General features: G+C 38.6%; 11 protein-coding genes. 2 read left to right on the forward strand and 9 right to left on the reverse strand.

Annotation, left to right across the window (positions count from 1 at the left end; genetic code table 11):
• Positions 1-426: 426 nt before the first annotated feature.
• The 9 genes from ABNX05_RS23390 to hutH all read right to left on the reverse strand — a co-directional run bounded on the left by ABNX05_RS23390 (position 427) and on the right by hutH (position 12439).
• Positions 427-2274 carry an SLC13 family permease gene (locus tag ABNX05_RS23390; RefSeq protein WP_349661886.1) on the reverse strand — a complete coding sequence of 616 codons (1848 nt, stop codon included), beginning with the start codon at positions 2272-2274 and terminating at the stop codon, positions 427-429.
• Between the two features lie 486 nt (positions 2275-2760).
• Positions 2761-3375: a nicotinate-nucleotide adenylyltransferase gene (gene nadD / locus ABNX05_RS23395; RefSeq protein ID WP_349661887.1), complete on the reverse strand. Its 615-nt coding sequence runs from the start codon at positions 3373-3375 to the stop codon at positions 2761-2763.
• Positions 3376-3402: 27 nt separating this feature from the next.
• Positions 3403-4872, reverse strand: coding sequence for a nicotinate phosphoribosyltransferase (locus ABNX05_RS23400; RefSeq protein WP_349661888.1), 1470 nt, complete (start codon positions 4870-4872; stop codon positions 3403-3405).
• 15 nt (positions 4873-4887) lie between these two features.
• Positions 4888-5439, reverse strand: coding sequence for a cysteine hydrolase family protein (locus ABNX05_RS23405; RefSeq protein WP_349661889.1), 552 nt, complete (start codon positions 5437-5439; stop codon positions 4888-4890).
• A 90-nt stretch (positions 5440-5529) separates the two neighbouring features.
• Positions 5530-6330, reverse strand: a complete 801-nt coding sequence (locus ABNX05_RS23410) for an NUDIX domain-containing protein (protein WP_349661890.1) — start codon at positions 6328-6330, stop codon at positions 5530-5532.
• Between the two features lie 191 nt (positions 6331-6521).
• Positions 6522-7808 carry an imidazolonepropionase gene (gene hutI, locus ABNX05_RS23415; RefSeq protein ID WP_349661891.1) on the reverse strand — a complete coding sequence of 429 codons (1287 nt, stop codon included), beginning with the start codon at positions 7806-7808 and terminating at the stop codon, positions 6522-6524.
• Complete coding sequence (gene hutU, locus ABNX05_RS23420; protein WP_349661892.1) at positions 7805-9475, reverse strand: urocanate hydratase; 1671 nt, start codon at positions 9473-9475, stop codon at positions 7805-7807. The genes hutI and hutU overlap by 4 nt, the downstream gene beginning before the upstream one ends.
• 15 nt (positions 9476-9490) lie before the next feature.
• Positions 9491-10819 (reverse strand): YjiH family protein, encoded by a 1329-nt coding sequence (locus tag ABNX05_RS23425; protein ID WP_349661893.1) that lies wholly within the window; start codon positions 10817-10819, stop codon positions 9491-9493.
• 105 nt (positions 10820-10924) lie between these two features.
• Entirely contained in the window at positions 10925-12439 is a 1515-nt protein-coding gene (gene hutH / locus ABNX05_RS23430) for a histidine ammonia-lyase (protein ID WP_349661894.1), read from the reverse strand.
• A gap of 256 nt (positions 12440-12695) precedes the next feature.
• Between hutH and ABNX05_RS23435 the strand changes: the two genes are divergently transcribed.
• Together ABNX05_RS23435 and ABNX05_RS23440 are read left to right on the forward strand one after the other, a co-directional pair.
• Positions 12696-14150 (forward strand): helix-turn-helix domain-containing protein, encoded by a 1455-nt coding sequence (locus tag ABNX05_RS23435; RefSeq protein WP_349661895.1) that lies wholly within the window; start codon positions 12696-12698, stop codon positions 14148-14150.
• Between the two features lie 381 nt (positions 14151-14531).
• Complete coding sequence (locus ABNX05_RS23440) at positions 14532-16037, forward strand: catalase (protein ID WP_349661896.1); 1506 nt, start codon at positions 14532-14534, stop codon at positions 16035-16037.
• The last annotated feature ends 152 nt before the right edge of the window (positions 16038-16189 follow it).

A 16189-nucleotide genomic window follows, 5' to 3' on the forward strand; every position in this document is an offset into this window, starting at 1 on the left:
TTCGTTCACCAACTCAAGGTTAGTTACTAAAAACTTTATTGATTACGTTTTGCTTGTTCAGTTTTCAAGGTTCATTTCGTTACTGTTTTTTCAGCAGCAACTCTTATATAATAACACGCTACAAACTCGATGTCAACAACTAATTTTATTTAATTTAATTGTTTTTCAGAAGTTATCTTAGCGACTCGTATAATATTACACTCTTGATTCAAAAAGGTCAACACTTTTTCTAATAAAATTTTATACTTTTTCATTTCATTGAGAAACTTCCTATATATACTTACAAAAAATTATCACTAGACTCTACACCTCAAGTTGATTTAACTTTTTATTAGTATCTAAAATAGAATTTTATCATAACCATCAATAAAAAATTAATAGATTTCATAAAAAATAAATAAAAAACTCGGTATAGAAACCGAGTTTTTAAAATGGGAAGAAAAATGGAATTGCCAGCATCATAACGATAAACATAATAATCTGTAGTGGTATTCCAATCTTCACAAAGTCCATAAACTTATAACCGCCAGCTGTCATAACTAGCGCATTTGTTGGGGAAGCAATCGGAGTAACAAACGCCATACTTGCTGCTACAGCAACAGCAATCATAAATGTCGTTGGACTTGCTTCCATCGCAATTGCAGCATTCATAGCAATCGGTGCGAATAATACAGCAGTGGCTGTATTGCTAATGAACTGACCAAAGACTGCAGTTAAAATATAAACTCCGATCAGTACTCCGTAAGGTCCATAGTTTCCAAGCGCATTGATAATACCATCAGATAAGATGGCCATACCACCTGTTTTTTCCAAAGCAGTCGCCATCGGAAGCATTGCAGCTACAAGTACAATACTTTCAAAGTTCATATTGCTGTATGCATCTTCCATATTACGCAAACAACCTGTTAATATCATCAATACGGCGCCAATCATAACGGAAATAACAGCAGGGAAAATTTCAAAAGCCATTAGCACAATCATTAAAAGCATAATGACACCTGCAATACCGGCTTTCCCCGTCGCTGCAGCTACACTAGCATGCTCCTTTGGCTGACCGACAACAACGACATCCTGTGTTTCCCTTGCAAGTAATAAAATTTCATCCCATGCACCTTGTACTAAAATAGCATCTCCAAATTTTAATTTATGCGTCACCATATCTTGCAGCTTATAGCCACCTCTACGATTTATGCCAATTATATTAAGATTATATTTTTCTCGGAAGCCTAGGGTGCTTACGGTCTTATTAATAAAACTAGAATTCGGTGTTAATAATACCTCAGCAATACCAAGATGCTTCGATACTAATTCATCAGCCTCTCCTTCAGCCAGTTCCTGCATCTCCAGACTATAATCAGAAGCAAAACGACGAATATTCTCTTCCTCACCTTGGACATACAATTCATCTTTGGCATGGATCACACTTGTCGGACCAGCCATTTCCTGATATGTCACCGGTAAAAAATTAATACCTTCTTGAGATCGTCGGTGAATTTTCATCATACAAAGCGTATATTTGGCCGGAAGCTTTAATTCCGCTAATGTCGCGTCAATAATCGACGAATCCTCTGGCACAAACACTTTAAACAAACGATTGTTTAAATCATATTGCTTAATAATTTTCTTCGGAGATAGTCTATAATCAGCTTTTGTTTCTGTACGACTTTTTTCATTTGGTAAAAGAATGTTGCGCACAAGTACTAAATAAGTAATACCAACAATCATCCCTACAATACCGATGGGTGTTACTTCGAAAAACCCTAGCTTATTGTAATCACGATCGACCAATAACTGACTAACGATAAGATTTGTGGGTGAAGCAATAAGTGTCATAAGCCCAGAAAGACTTGCAACATAAGAAAGTGGTAGTAAAAATTTTGACGGACTTACTTTCATACTAATCGCAATACTGACAACTATCGGCATCATCAAAGCTACAGTACCTGTATTACTCATAAATGCACCGACAGAACCTACAATAATGAGCAATAATACAAATAATTTCAACTCACTATTACCTGACCACTTTAGCAGTAATTGCCCCGCCATCCCTGCAAGCCCTGTTCGTAAAATACCTGCGCCCACGACAAACAGCCCTGCAATCATTAAAACTACAGAGTTTGAAAAACCAGCTAATGCTTCTGCGGGTGTTAAAATATCCGTAATGACAAATGCTAGAAGTGACACAATCGCAACGAGGTCCGCTCGTACTTTATTAGTCACAAATGCAAAAATTGTCGCTCCTAAAATAAGAAATGTTAATGTAAGCTGCACATCTAAGAATTCCTTTCTAACATTAGATCATTGTGTTTTATTGAGGGTAATTACGCAAATCCCTTTGTAATTCCAGCACTTTGCATGTTTGCTTTATCACTTAAATTTATTATATCTTACCAAGAACTAAATATGAGAAAGTTCACCATCTTTTCGAAATAAAAGTCGCGTCACATAACGCGAGGTTGATTTTCGTTCCAGCTAGGGGCGTCCGATGAGCCGCTTGAGCAGACAGATGTTTTTTGCGTGAAAGCGAGGCCACAGCACCGATGTTGGTCACGAAGGCGTTATCACAGGAGGTAATGGTTTTAGCCTTTACTCCTCTATCGCTAATCTCCAAAGTGTCGCCCAGACAGAACGAAGATCAAACCTATATAAATAGCATACGATTTAACAAAATGCCCTCCACTTTTGATGATAATCCAAAAAAAAATTAAGTGCGGTGTTATCCCGCACTCCACTATCATATATAAGCCACACCTAAATTTATTTTTGATAAAGATTATGCTCTTTAATATAGTCATAACAAGCGTCAGGGAGTAGGTATCTTGGTTCACCGCCCATTGCAAATTCTTCTCGAATATAGGTAGAGCTAATTTCCATCGCTAACCCTTTATCAATTAAATGGAATCTTCCATCATCATGATTCCTCAAAATAGGAGAACGACTAATTGTTGATAACATATCTATTCCGTGCCTTGCCATTACAATAAATTTATTCTCAGCTACTAATGCATCTCCCCTTTTCCACAACCCAGCACCAATATCGACTAATAAATCAGCCCCCATAATAAAATGAATTTCATCATTCGGGTGTTGTTCTCTAAAATATTTCATCGTATCATACGTGTAAATATTCCAGCCCTCTTGCTCCATTTCATATGAATCTGCAATAAAACGCTTATCCTTAGCAATAGCCAACTGCAGCATATTCCAGCGATGCGTATTCTTTGTTTTTATCTCCTTGTCTTTTCGTTTGTTTGAGCAAGGTAAAAAAATCACTTTATCTAATTTGCAACGATGTGCGACTGTGCTTGCAGTCCAAAGGTGAACATTTGTAATTGGATCAAATGATGATCCGTAAATCCCTATTTTCGCCATTTCCTAACCCCCCATTCCACTTCTCTATTAGTTTCTCCCATTCATCATCTTCGTGACTTTTTCTTTAATTTCTTTAATTCTTGTCATTTTATTATCCCAGCACGCTTGACTTAAATCGACCGGATACTCTTCTGGATTCATTGTTCGTTTGTACTCACTCCATAGTAGATGTAAATTCTCCTCTACATATACTTGAATTTCTTGAAGTGTTGGTTCTTTGTAAAGAATAGATCCATTTACTACAATGTCTTGATGTAATTCTTTCGCTGTAAAATTCGTTACAAATTTACTGATATAAGTATGAACAGGGTGAAACATTTTCAAGCGTTTTTCCTCTTGCGGGTTTTCGTAGTCCAATGCAATATAATCTCCTTCAGCATGACCATTGTCTGTACTAATAATTCGATAAATACGTTTGCGGCCTGGAGTCGTTACTTTTTCAGGATTTCCGGAAATTTTGATGGTATCGACCATTTCCCCGTTTTCATCTTCAATAGATACTAATTTGTATACGCCCCCAAGAGCTGCTTGATCGTACGCTGTAATGAGCTTAGTTCCGATTCCCCATGTATCAATTTTAGCCCCTTGAGACTTCAAATTGATAATCGTGTATTCGTCCAGATCATTAGATGCTATAATTTTCGCTTCAGTGAAGCCAGCTTCATCTAGCATTTCCCTTGCTTTTTTTGACAGATACGCTAAATCACCACTGTCCAGCCTTATTCCTATAAAATTGATTTTATCTCCAAACTCCATTGCGACCCGAATTGCATTAGGGACACCCGAACGTAACGTATCATACGTATCTACTAAGAAAACGCAATCTCTATGCGTATTTGCATACTTTGTAAATGCAGTGTATTCATCACGATATGCCTGTATCATGGCATGTGCATGAGTACCTGAGACAGGGATGCCAAATAATTTTCCAGCTCTGACATTGCTAGTTGCAGAAAATCCACCAATATAAGCTGCACGAGTTCCCCAAATCGCCGCATCAAATTCATGCGCTCGACGAGTACCAAATTCCATCGCGATATCCTTTCCAATCACTTGTTTAATGCGCGAAGCCTTCGTTGCAATAAGAGTTTGGAAATTAACGATGTTCAATAAAGGGGTCTCCATTAACTGAGCTTCTGCCAAAGGGGCTTCAATTCGTAAAATAGGTTCATTTGCAAATACTAATTCACCTTCCCTCATTGCAGAAATAGTACCTGTAAATTTTAAATTTTGAAGGTATTTAAGAAATTCCTCTGAGTATTTTCCTTCCTCGCGTAAATATTGAATATCACTATTAGAAAAACCAAAGTTTTTGATAAACTCCATTATCTTTTTTAAGCCTGCAAATATCGCATAGCCATTCCTGAACGGAAGTTGTCGAAAGTATAGTTCAAAAACCGCTGTTCGATTTTGTGTACCATCATTCCAGTACGTTTCCACCATATTTATTTGGTATAAGTCCGTGTGCAACATGTAGCTATCGTCCGCATATTTCATACCCTGTTCCTCCGTTTACATAATAGTAGCCCCGAGAGAATGCTCGAAATGTCCTAACGCCCACTCATGCCCTGCTTGATTAAAAGACGCTACTGCATCTTTATGAATAACAATGTTAAATCCTTTATTATAGGCATCTACCGCTGTATGAAGAACGCAAATATCCGTACATACACCGATTAAATGCAGTTCGGTAATGCCTCGTTCACGCAATTTAATCTCTAAATCCGTACCTGCAAAAGCAGAATATCTGGTTTTATCCAAATAGTAGACATGATCTAATTCTTTATTTTCTTCATATAGTTCTTTTAAAGAGCCATATAGTTCTCTACCCCTCGTACCTCGAATATTGTGAGGAGGGAAAAGCTTTGTTTCTGGGTGATAGCTATCTTCTTTTTCATGAACATCAACAGCGAAAACTATAAAATCACCATTTGACATAAATTCCTTTGTTAATTGTGTATTTACCACTTCCAATAGTTGCCCCGGTTTTCCGCAAGTTAGGGCTCCATCTCGAGCTACAAAATCCACTGTATAATCAATATTAATCAATGCACGCTTTAACATAATTCCATCACTCCAATTTCTCATTTAATTAGTAATTAATAAATTACAAATTAGTATATTGAAAATTAATTAGGAAAGACTGATGCTTTCCTAATGATAAATTGACTCTACGATTTCGAAGTCATTAAAAGAATATAATTGCGATGGTCTAAATGAATTTCTTTTCGTTTTCTTCGGTTTCCCATCTTCATCTAAAACTTTTTCAATAAAAGGTAGCTTGGGCGCTTTTGTAAAGAACACCGAATCATTTGCAATACGCGGATCATCTCCCACTATCAATAAAACTCTTTGTAGTTCAGATAATGTAAATTCTCCCGGTAAAAAATTTTTAGCAACTGTTGTTTGTATCATATCTTTCTTAATAAATTCTAAAGCGTCTGAAATAATTTTCCGATGATCAAAGGCTAAATCGAGTTTGAACACTTCATTTATATCGAAAAGTTCTACTTCTGCCGCATCGTCATTCGCTTGACGCTGGTCAATGTATACTTCCGGAACGATTGCATAAAAGGCATTTGAAATCATCCAACCTCGAGGATCACGATCTATATCATCATAGACACCAAAGTGCTTAATGTGTAGACTATCTACATTCGTTTCCTCCTTCAATTCTCTTTTAGCAGCCATATAGGCGGTTTCCCTTTTTATCGCATCTACAAATCCACCTGGAAGCGCCCATTTTCCACCTTCGATATTCGGGTTTCCTTCATGATCTTTTTCGGCCCGTTTAATCAACATGATTTTAAGCGTCATCATCGGAGGGGCTTTTTCCTCTACTTTTTCGGATGTTATTGTAAAAATTGCAATATCTGATGTATATCCATCAGGTGTTATATAGTTAGAAGAATCATAATTCGCAAGAACTTCTTCTTGTGAACGATATTTTGTCATTTTAAGATAACTCCTTTGATTCAATGTTTTACAGGAACAGTAATTTGCAATTCAAGAATTACTACTTAATAACATGATAACTTTTCCAGTTAACAATTTCAACTCTTTTTATAAAAAGAATAAGAAGAACAACTTTCCATAAAAAAAACATAAACAAAGCATTTCTGCCTTATTTATGTCTTTTTTATTATTTAATTTACTAATTGATTTTTCAACAGAATTCCATCCTGTACGACAACTCGCCCATTTTTAATGACAGTATTCGTATGATTCATGCCATAGAAATATTGCAATTGTTTGTAATTTGCAACATTCAATATGATGACGTCAGCTTGTTTGCCCGCTTCAAGGGAGCCAATTTGATGTCCACGATTAATTGCGTATGCTGCATTAACGGTTGTCGCCGTTAACACTTCCTCCAGTGTCATCCCCATATGCATACAAGCTAAATTCATAATAAATGGCAGACTCAACGTTGGAGATGAGCCAGGGTTAAAGTCAGTTGAAATAGCTACAGGTACCCCTTCATCAATCATTAGGCGTCCTCTCGCGAATGGTGCACGTAAGAAGAATGCTGTTCCAGGTAGCAACACAGCAATCGTTCCAGCTTCAGCCATTTTTTGTATTCCTTCATCAGAAGCAACTAATAAGTGCTCCGCAGAAATGGCTCCTACTTCTGCAGCAAGCTCCGCTCCCTCATAAGGCTCAATTTCATCTGCATGAATTTTCGGTGTTAACCCCAACGCTTTCCCTGCCTCTAAAATGCGTCGTGATTGGTCTGGCGTAAATACACCTTTTTCACAAAATACATCATTGAATTCTGCAAGGTTTAGCTCAGCTACTTTCGGTAGCATATCATGAATGACTAGATCTACAAATTCATCCTCACGTCCTTTATAGTCACGCGGCACCGCATGCGCCCCCATAAAGGTACTAACGACATCAATGTCATGTGTAGCTTGCAATTCCTTTGTTACTTCTAGCTGCTTCTTTTCAGTTTCCCAATCCAAGCCATAGCCTGATTTTGCCTCAACCGTTGTGACACCATGCTTCAAAAACACATCTAAATGATTCATCGTTTTTACATATAAATCACCAAAGCTAGTTTCTCGTGTCCACTTTGTTGTAGCATGAATCCCGCCACCCGCATTCATAATTTCCATGTATGTGGCACCATTGAGTCGCATATTAAATTCCTGTTCACGTGTACCTCCATGAACTAAATGCGTATGACAATCGACAAGACCCGGCATTACAATCTTACCTGAGGCTTCAATAACTTCAGCAACCTTTACAAGATCAGGGAAATCCGCTTTTAGCTGTGTAAGTGAACCTACCGCTATAATGCTATTTCCCTCCATTAAAACACTACCATTTTCCACTATTGCAATGTCACGCATTTGTTCCTTTGTACGCGGACCTTGTACGGCACTTTTTAACGTGATCACTTCGTTGGCATTCTTGATTAAAATAGTCACTTAGCATCATCCTTTAACATTGGTATATGCACACCTTTGTTTTTCGCTGTATTAATAGCAATTTCATAGCCCGCATCCGCGTGACGCACAACTCCCATTCCCGGATCCGAAATTAACACTCGTGCAATCTTCTCAGCAGCTAGCTCAGAACCATCCGCTACTAGCACTTGACCAGCATGTTGCGAATACCCCATTCCTACACCACCACCGTGATGGACACTTACCCAGCTCGCACCACTTGCTGTATTAACAAGTGCATTTAAAATTGGCCAATCTGATACTGCATCAGTACCATCAAGCATGCCCTCTGTTTCACGATTTGGTGATGCAACAGAGCCAGAATCTAGATGATCTCGACCAAAGACAATCGGTGCTGATAACTCTCCATTGGCAACCATTTCATTAACCTTCAGTGCAAAACGGTGACGATCACCATAGCCTAACCAGCATATACGCGCAGGTAACCCTTGCCATTTCACCATCTTTTGCGCCATATCAATCCAATTCACAAGACCTTCATCTTCAGCAAACATTTCTTTTGCTAGTGCATCTGTTTTATAGATGTCCTCTGGATTACCTGAAAGTGCAGCCCAACGGAATGGTCCTTTCCCCTCACAGAATAAAGGACGAATATACGCTGGAACAAAACCAGGGAAATCAAAGGCATTTGTTACACCCATCTCTTTGGCATACGCACGAATATTATTACCATAATCGAATACTTCTGCACCTGCTTGTTGGAATTCAAGCATTGTACGAACATGCTCAGCCATCGTCTCTTTTGCTCTTTGTTCATACGTTTTCACATCACTTTTACGTAGTTCAAGCGCTTCCTCAAACGTCATGCCATTTGGAACATAGCCATTGATCGGATCATGGGCAGATGTTTGGTCTGTGACAAAATCAGGGATAATTCCGCGGTTCAATAGCTCACGATTAACATCTGCACAGTTGCCAACAAGACCAATCGACGCTGGCTCTTTTTTGTCACGTAGTTTATTGACTAATTCAATCGCTTCATCAACTGTCTCTACAAGATAATCACAGTAGCCCTCTTTAATTTTACGTTCAATTCGAGCACGTTCCACTTCGACTACTAAAATAACAGCACCAGCCATTTTCCCAGCTAAAGGCTGTGCACCACTCATGCCACCCATACCACCCGTAAGGATGAATTTGCCGCGTAAGTCCGCTGTACCAAATACTTTTTTACCTGCCTCTACAAATGATAAATATGTTCCTTGTAAAATGCCTTGTGCACCAATATAAATCCAGCTACCAGCCGTCATTTGACCGTACATCATTAAATCACGGTCCTCTAACTCATAGAAGTGCTCCCAATTTGCCCACGACGGTACTAAATTAGAATTTGCAATTAATACACGCGGCGCATGTTCATGTGTACGGAATACAGCTACCGGCTTTCCTGATTGAATAAGAAGTGTTTCATCATTTTCTAATTCTTTTAATGACGCGATAATTTGCTCATAACTCTCCCAATTACGTGCCGCTTTACCTATTCCACCATAGACGATAAGCTCATCCGGATTTTCTGCTACTTCAGGATCTAGATTGTTCATTAACATACGCATTGCAGCTTCTTGTGTCCAACCTTTACAAGATAATTCATTCCCACGTGGTGCACGAATATTTGTTTTGACTACCATAAAAAACACGCTCCTTTAAAATAGTAAAAATGCTATTGGTGTTACGATGATTAAAGTTAATACGACACGCACAAACCAAATGGTTACAATTTGGCGCAATGTCACCGGAATTTCAGTTGATAAAATAAGTGGTATGACAGCCGAAAAGAACAAAATTGCCGAAATTGATACAACTGCCACAATAAATTTCGTCACAAGCGCTGCCTGTGTGACAACAAGTGCCGGTAAAAATACTTCTGCTAACGATAATGACAGCGCTTTTGCCGCTAAAAATGGTTCTGGAATTTGCAGTACATATGTGAATGGTACAAAAATATACGAAAGCCAATCAAAAATAGGTGTATATGTTGCAAGCACAAGTCCTAAAAGACCAACCGATAAAATCGATGGCATAACCCCCATCGTCATGATGAAGCCATCCTTTAAATTCGCCCATAAAATTTTAGTCATAGGCGGATTTTGATCAACAGCCTCCATCGCTTGACGCCACGCTTCTTTAAAACGCCCCTTTTTAACTATCTTTTCTGGCATCGGCGTCGCGCCCTCGTAGTATTCGTCCTTCATGGAACGAATCGGATAAAGGCGTACCGTTAACGCAGTGACCAAGAATGTTACAACGAGTGACACCCAGAAAAACGCATTCCAATGCTGCATCATATCCAACGTACTCGCAATGACAACCATAAACGTGACAGATACAGTCGAGAAGCCTGTTCCAATAATCACGGCCTCCTTCGCTGTGTAGCGACCTTCCATATAAAGACGGTTTGTTAACAGCAATCCAACCGAATAACTGCCGACAAATGAGGCTACTGCATCCACTGCTGAACGTCCTGATGTTTTAAAAACAGGTTTCATAAACGGCTGTGCTAAAACACCGATGTATTCAAGCAATCCGTAGCTAACTAGAAGCGCTAAAAACAAAGACCCGATCGGAATTAATATGCCTACCGGCTTAACAAGCTTCTCCAGTAAATACGGTCCAATACTTTCATCCGCTAGCCACGCTGGTGCTATATTGAAAATTAACAAAATCCCTGCAATCATACCGCCCACTTTAAGGATTGACATCACAATATTGACGGTCGACTTATTCCATTTCTTTGTTAGGAATGGATGAATCGCTCCACCTACAAGCATTATGAGCACATATGCAGTTACAAGCAGTGGCGCTTCGGTGCGAATAAAACTTACGATGTGATCAATTAAAATGGAATCCTTACCTCGCCATTCAAACGATACAAAAAAGCTGAATATTCCGACTATACTACAGATAAACATCTTAATAGCGGAGGAGATTCGAAATTGCGAATCTCGCTCCAGCTCTCGTTGATGAAATTCCATACTACTCCCTCCGATGTAAGTGCTTTTTCTGAAAGAAATCTCTAAGTCGTCAAAACTAGTTAAAGGATTTTTTGGATTTTCTCTAGGAAGTTATTGCTTTAAAATTTACTTATACTCATTTAATAGAACATCACTCGTTAATAAATACTCTGAAAGCGCTTCAATTTCATCGCCGATAGGTTGATCTGCTAACAGTGGCGGGCAAAACTCACGCACTTTTTCTAAAAACTTTCGCGTTGTGGGAGATAACTGCTCTTCCGCTTTATCTAAATGGATCGCCTGAGATGCACAAATCATTTCTATTGCAATGACACGAGCGGCATTGTGTACGATTTGACGTACTTGGCGAGCTGATGTTGTCCCCATGCTCACATGATCCTCTTGGTTACCTGACGTCGGTATAGAATCCACGCTTGAAGGATGTGCCAATACTTTGTTTTCAGATACGATAGAGGCTGCTGTATATTGAGCAATCATTAGTCCACATTCAATACCTGGATTTGTCGCTAAAAATGGCGGCAAACCTTCATTAAGCTGAGGATTAACCATTCGTTCTGTACGTCTCTCCGAAATATTCGCCCACTCACATACACCGACTTTTAAAAAGTCCATCGCCAATGCAATTGGTTGACCGTGGAAATGTCCCCCAGACAATACTTCTCCATTTTCTAAAACAATCGGATTATCTGTCGTTGCATTCATCTCAATTTGCACGCGGTCCTCCGCATAGAAAAATGATTGCCATGAAGCACCATGTACTTGCGGAATACAACGTAGTGAATAGGCATCTTGCATACGGATTTCACCTTGCTTTGTTACACGTTTACTTCCTTCAAGCCACTTGCGGATTCGTCCACCTACAAGCTCTAATTCTGGGTGTGGTCTTACCGCCAAAAGCGCTGGATCAAATGCGGAAGTAATCCCTTTCAGTGCCTCAAGCGTTAAACTCGCTGCCATATCTGCCGCTAGCCCCATACGCTCTGCCTCGTTCACGGTTAAAACACCGATTCCTGTCATTGCTTGTGTACCATTTACAAGCGCTAACCCTTCCTTAGCTTGTAGTCGCACCGGCGTTAGTCCAGCTTGCCGTAACGCCTCACTACCGCCCATAACCTCTCCATTAAACTCCGCCTTCCCTTCACCTACTAGCACTAAAGCCAAATGTGATAACGGCGCTAAATCCCCACTTGCACCAACTGAACCTTGAGACGGTACAATCGGATGTACTCTCTTGTTAATAAAATCCAATAACAACTGCACTGTTTCTAGACGAATTCCTGAAAAACCTCGAGCTAAAGCATTAGCACGTAAAACCATCATGGCGCGTACAACATCTGTTGGAAACGGTACACCAACACCTGTCGCATCTGAGCGTAATAAATTCAACTGTAAAAGCTCAATGTCTTCCTCTTCAATCTTTATATTACTTAGCTTTCCAAAACCTGTATTCACACCATAAATGGTTTGCCCCTCAGCTAAACGTTTTTCAATTCGTTCCCTACTTAAACGGATACGTTCCATACTGTCTGCAGATAGCGTAACCGTTGCATGACCGTTTACAATTTCCTTTATTAGCTGTCTTGTTAATGTCTTGCCATCTAGTTCGATGTTAGACTTCATACACATCCCCCGTTCCCATTGTAGCTATGTAAAAATGCTTTAAATCCAATTTTCCTTAGTATAACGAGGCTGACACTTCGCTTTCGTCGAAAAAAGAAAGCTAGCAATCACTCTAATCACATTGTACTAACTACTTTTTTCAGAAAATAGGGAATTTTAAAAGAAAAAACATGAATTATTTCATATTTTTTGTTATTTTAATAATATAATCGTATTTTTTTAAGAAACTAGATAATTTTATGGAAGGTTGGTTGTTATGAGGTTGTTATTAATTGACAGGGACTCCGCTGAACTTTCAGGCATTAGTTGGTTTTTACATACATATTATCCTGGTGATGTAACCATTGAAATAGGTACAACTATTAATGAAGCACTTCAAAGTATCCAGCAATTTGAGCCCGAGGTCATCCTGTTGAATATTGACCTATTCTCGAATAATCGTTTAATTGCACTCTTTCGTACTCTAAAAAAACATTCAGGGACTATTTTAGCTATGACGACAGAGCCATTATTTAAAAATGCATTGAAGGCAATCGATTTACAGGTCGCACATCTCTTCGTTAAACCAATTGATTTAGAAATATTAAAGCAAAAACTCACTGCTATCTCCCTTCAGACACCAAAAGCAAAGACAGTATATCAAGAAGCTACTGAGGAATCCTTTTACTATCAACTATTTCTAGGTAGTAAAACAAGTTCCTTAGAGACAAATATACATTTTACCATGATCGAGCCAGAGCATTCCGACATGTTAAAAAAACTTTACAACTGGCTTCAGCAAACGCCTATTTATTATCATATAAAGATTTATCCTTTGTCCGATAGAATCGTCTGCTTATTCCAAACAGATGATTTAAAAATTGTGGAGAAAGATGCTCGTACATTAATCAAGGAATGGCGATCAATAAGTAATAGTTCTTTAAATATCGGTATTTACGATGGGGAACCTACAACTATGAAGAATATGTATACATTAACGAAGCGTGCACTTCGTCAAAGTTTTTACGAAGGTTATGGGCATATTTTTTATACGAGTAAGCAGCTGAAGACACAGCCCTTCGATCCTTTACTATCACCCGAAGAGCAACAATTATTAATAAGCAGTTTAGAGGACGGGAATATTGAAGCTGTTAAAGCATTTTTATATCGACTATTTAATGAAGGAATTTATTACGAGCAGGATGATTTACGTATACATCTAACAAGTGTCTTAGCACAAATTCGACGCTTTATGCTGAAGTATAAATTACATGAGAAAGCTGCAATTGAGCAAAATTATCGTCAGCTTTTTCATTTAATTATTGAGCATCCTATATTTTATACCATTCAAAATGGCATCATATCATTTACACAAAAACTGATTGAATTGGCCCGTGAGGCACGTATGGAGAAACGAGCTGACTATGTAGAACTGGCCATAGAAATTATCGACCAACAATTTCAGGATAGCGGGTTATCTTTACCTTACGTTGCTCATAAATTAGGGATTAGTCCCAATTATTTAAGTACGATCTTTTCAAAGAAGCAAGGCTTGCCACTTAAACGCTACCTGCAACAGGTCCGGATTCATAATGCCACAAAAATGCTAGTAGAAACTGATTTTGCTATTAGTGAAATTGCCTATTTAAATGGTTTCGAAGATTCAAATTATTTCATTAAAATTTTTAAACAGCACATCGGCATTACGCCTAATCGTTATCGTAAAACTTGAAAAGGCATATCAACAGCGTGGAGTTCATTTCCGTTCTAACTGAGAACTTGTGCAAAAGTGTAGAGAGAGAAGGCTTATCTTCACACGCGCGATCTCATTATCTAGTATTATTTTCAATTATCATATTTTCAATAAGAATAAATAAACAAAAGAATTCATTTGAAAGAAGTTAAATAATCCTCAAAAATGTTTAAAAAAACTTAATTTGTGGTAAAGGTTAGTCATAACCCCTTTAAATCTAGCATATATTTATAGTTTGTATCTTAATGTAAATATTCTTTAACAATAATAATTATAATTTACTAGCAATTCTATTTTACATTTGTTATAGTTATTGTTGAAGAGTTTGACTCACAATTTTTCTTTAGGAGGTAAACTAATATGACAAACAAAAATGATCGTAGCCGTCGTTTTACAACAGCAGGTGGCTCTCCAGTAGTAAGCAACCATGATTCAATGTCAGCAGGTCCTCGTGGTCCTCTACTTCTTCAGGATGTATGGTTAGTTGAAAAATTAGCAAACTTCAACCGTGAAGTTATTCCTGAACGTCGTATGCACGCTAAAGGTTCAGGTGCATTCGGTACTTTCACTGTAACGCATGATATTACTAAATATACTAAAGCAAAAATTTTCTCAGAGGTTGGGAAAAAGACTGAAATGTTCGCACGCTTCTCTACAGTTGCAGGTGAGCGTGGTGCAGCAGATGCTGAGCGCGATATTCGTGGCTTTGCACTTAAGTTCTATACTGAAGAAGGTAACTGGGATTTAGTTGGTAACAATACACCTGTATTCTTCTTCCGTGATCCTTTACACTTTACAGATTTAAATCACGTGGTAAAACGTGACCCACGTACAAATATGAAAAACGCTAATTCAAACTGGGATTTCTGGACTTCATTACCTGAGGCGCTTCACCAAGTAACAATCGTAATGTCTGACCGTGGTATTCCAGCTGGTTACCGCAATATGCATGGTTTCGGTTCTCACACATATAGCTTTATTAATGAAGAAAATGAGCGCGTATGGGTTAAATTCCACTTTAGTACAGAGCAAGGGATTAAAAACTTAACTGGTGCTGAGGCTGCTGAAGTAATCAGTAATGACCGCGAATCTTCACAACGCGATTTATATGAAGCAATTGAAAATGGCGATTTCCCTAAATGGAAAATGTCCATCCAAGTTATGACAGAGGAACAAGCTCGTGAATTACCATATAACCCGTTTGACTTAACAAAGGTATGGTATAAAAAAGACTTCCCATTAATTCCTGTAGGTGAATTCGAGTTAAACAAAAACGCGGACAACTACTTTGCAGAAGTTGAACAAGCTGCCTTTGCACCATCTAACATTATCCCTGGTATTAGCTTCTCTCCAGACAAAATGTTACAGGCTCGTATTTTTGCATATGGAGATGCACAACGCTATCGTTTAGGTGTGAACCACTACATGCTTCCTGTGAACGCACCAAAATGCCCATTCCGTACATTCCACCGCGACGGTGCTATGCGTTTCGATGGCAACCTTGGTTCAACTTTAGGCTATGAACCAAATAGCTATGGTGAATGGGAGCATAATTTAGACTATAAAGAGCCTGAATTACGTATCGACGGTAATGCTGGTATCCACGACTTCCGTGAAGATGACAACAACTACTTCGAACAGCCAGGTAAATTATTCCGCCTAATGACTGCCGAAGAGCAACAACGCCTATTCGAAAATACTGCTAATGATATGGCATCAGTTGAAGAGTTCATTAAACGTCGTCATATTCTTCACTGCTATTTAGCTGATCCAGCATATGGTGAAGGTGTAGCAAAAGCTATGGGTCTTTCATTAGAAGGTATGGATCTTACAAATCCATACGTGAAACAACCAACTAACGTTTAATTCTCCACATATTCCAACTATTATTGATATCCAAATCCAACTTTTTACTCCATGTGAAGGGCGACCTCACATGGAGTTTTTTTATCTTAATGACAAAATGAGAGCGCATCACCGGAAAGGAAATCAACCTATATACATGCCCCCTCTTGATG

The sequence above is a fragment of the Lysinibacillus zambalensis genome (assembly GCF_040183165.1).
Classification (GTDB): domain Bacteria; phylum Bacillota; class Bacilli; order Bacillales_A; family Planococcaceae; genus Lysinibacillus; species Lysinibacillus zambalensis.

Excerpts from the sequence above, each read along its gene's own strand:
- nadD (WP_349661887.1), bottom strand. The coding sequence starts at position 3,375 with ATGGCGAAAATAGGGATTTACGGATCATCATTTGATCCAATTACAAAT.
- ABNX05_RS23400 (WP_349661888.1), bottom strand. The coding sequence starts at position 4,872 with ATGAAATATGCGGACGATAGCTACATGTTGCACACGGACTTATACCAA.
- ABNX05_RS23405 (WP_349661889.1), bottom strand. The coding sequence starts at position 5,439 with ATGTTAAAGCGTGCATTGATTAATATTGATTATACAGTGGATTTTGTA.
- ABNX05_RS23410 (WP_349661890.1), bottom strand. The coding sequence starts at position 6,330 with ATGACAAAATATCGTTCACAAGAAGAAGTTCTTGCGAATTATGATTCT.
- hutU (WP_349661892.1), bottom strand. The coding sequence starts at position 9,475 with ATGGTAGTCAAAACAAATATTCGTGCACCACGTGGGAATGAATTATCT.
- ABNX05_RS23425 (WP_349661893.1), bottom strand. The coding sequence starts at position 10,819 with ATGGAATTTCATCAACGAGAGCTGGAGCGAGATTCGCAATTTCGAATC.
- hutH (WP_349661894.1), bottom strand. The coding sequence starts at position 12,439 with ATGAAGTCTAACATCGAACTAGATGGCAAGACATTAACAAGACAGCTA.
- ABNX05_RS23435 (WP_349661895.1), top strand. The coding sequence starts at position 12,696 with ATGAGGTTGTTATTAATTGACAGGGACTCCGCTGAACTTTCAGGCATT.
- ABNX05_RS23440 (WP_349661896.1), top strand. The coding sequence starts at position 14,532 with ATGACAAACAAAAATGATCGTAGCCGTCGTTTTACAACAGCAGGTGGC.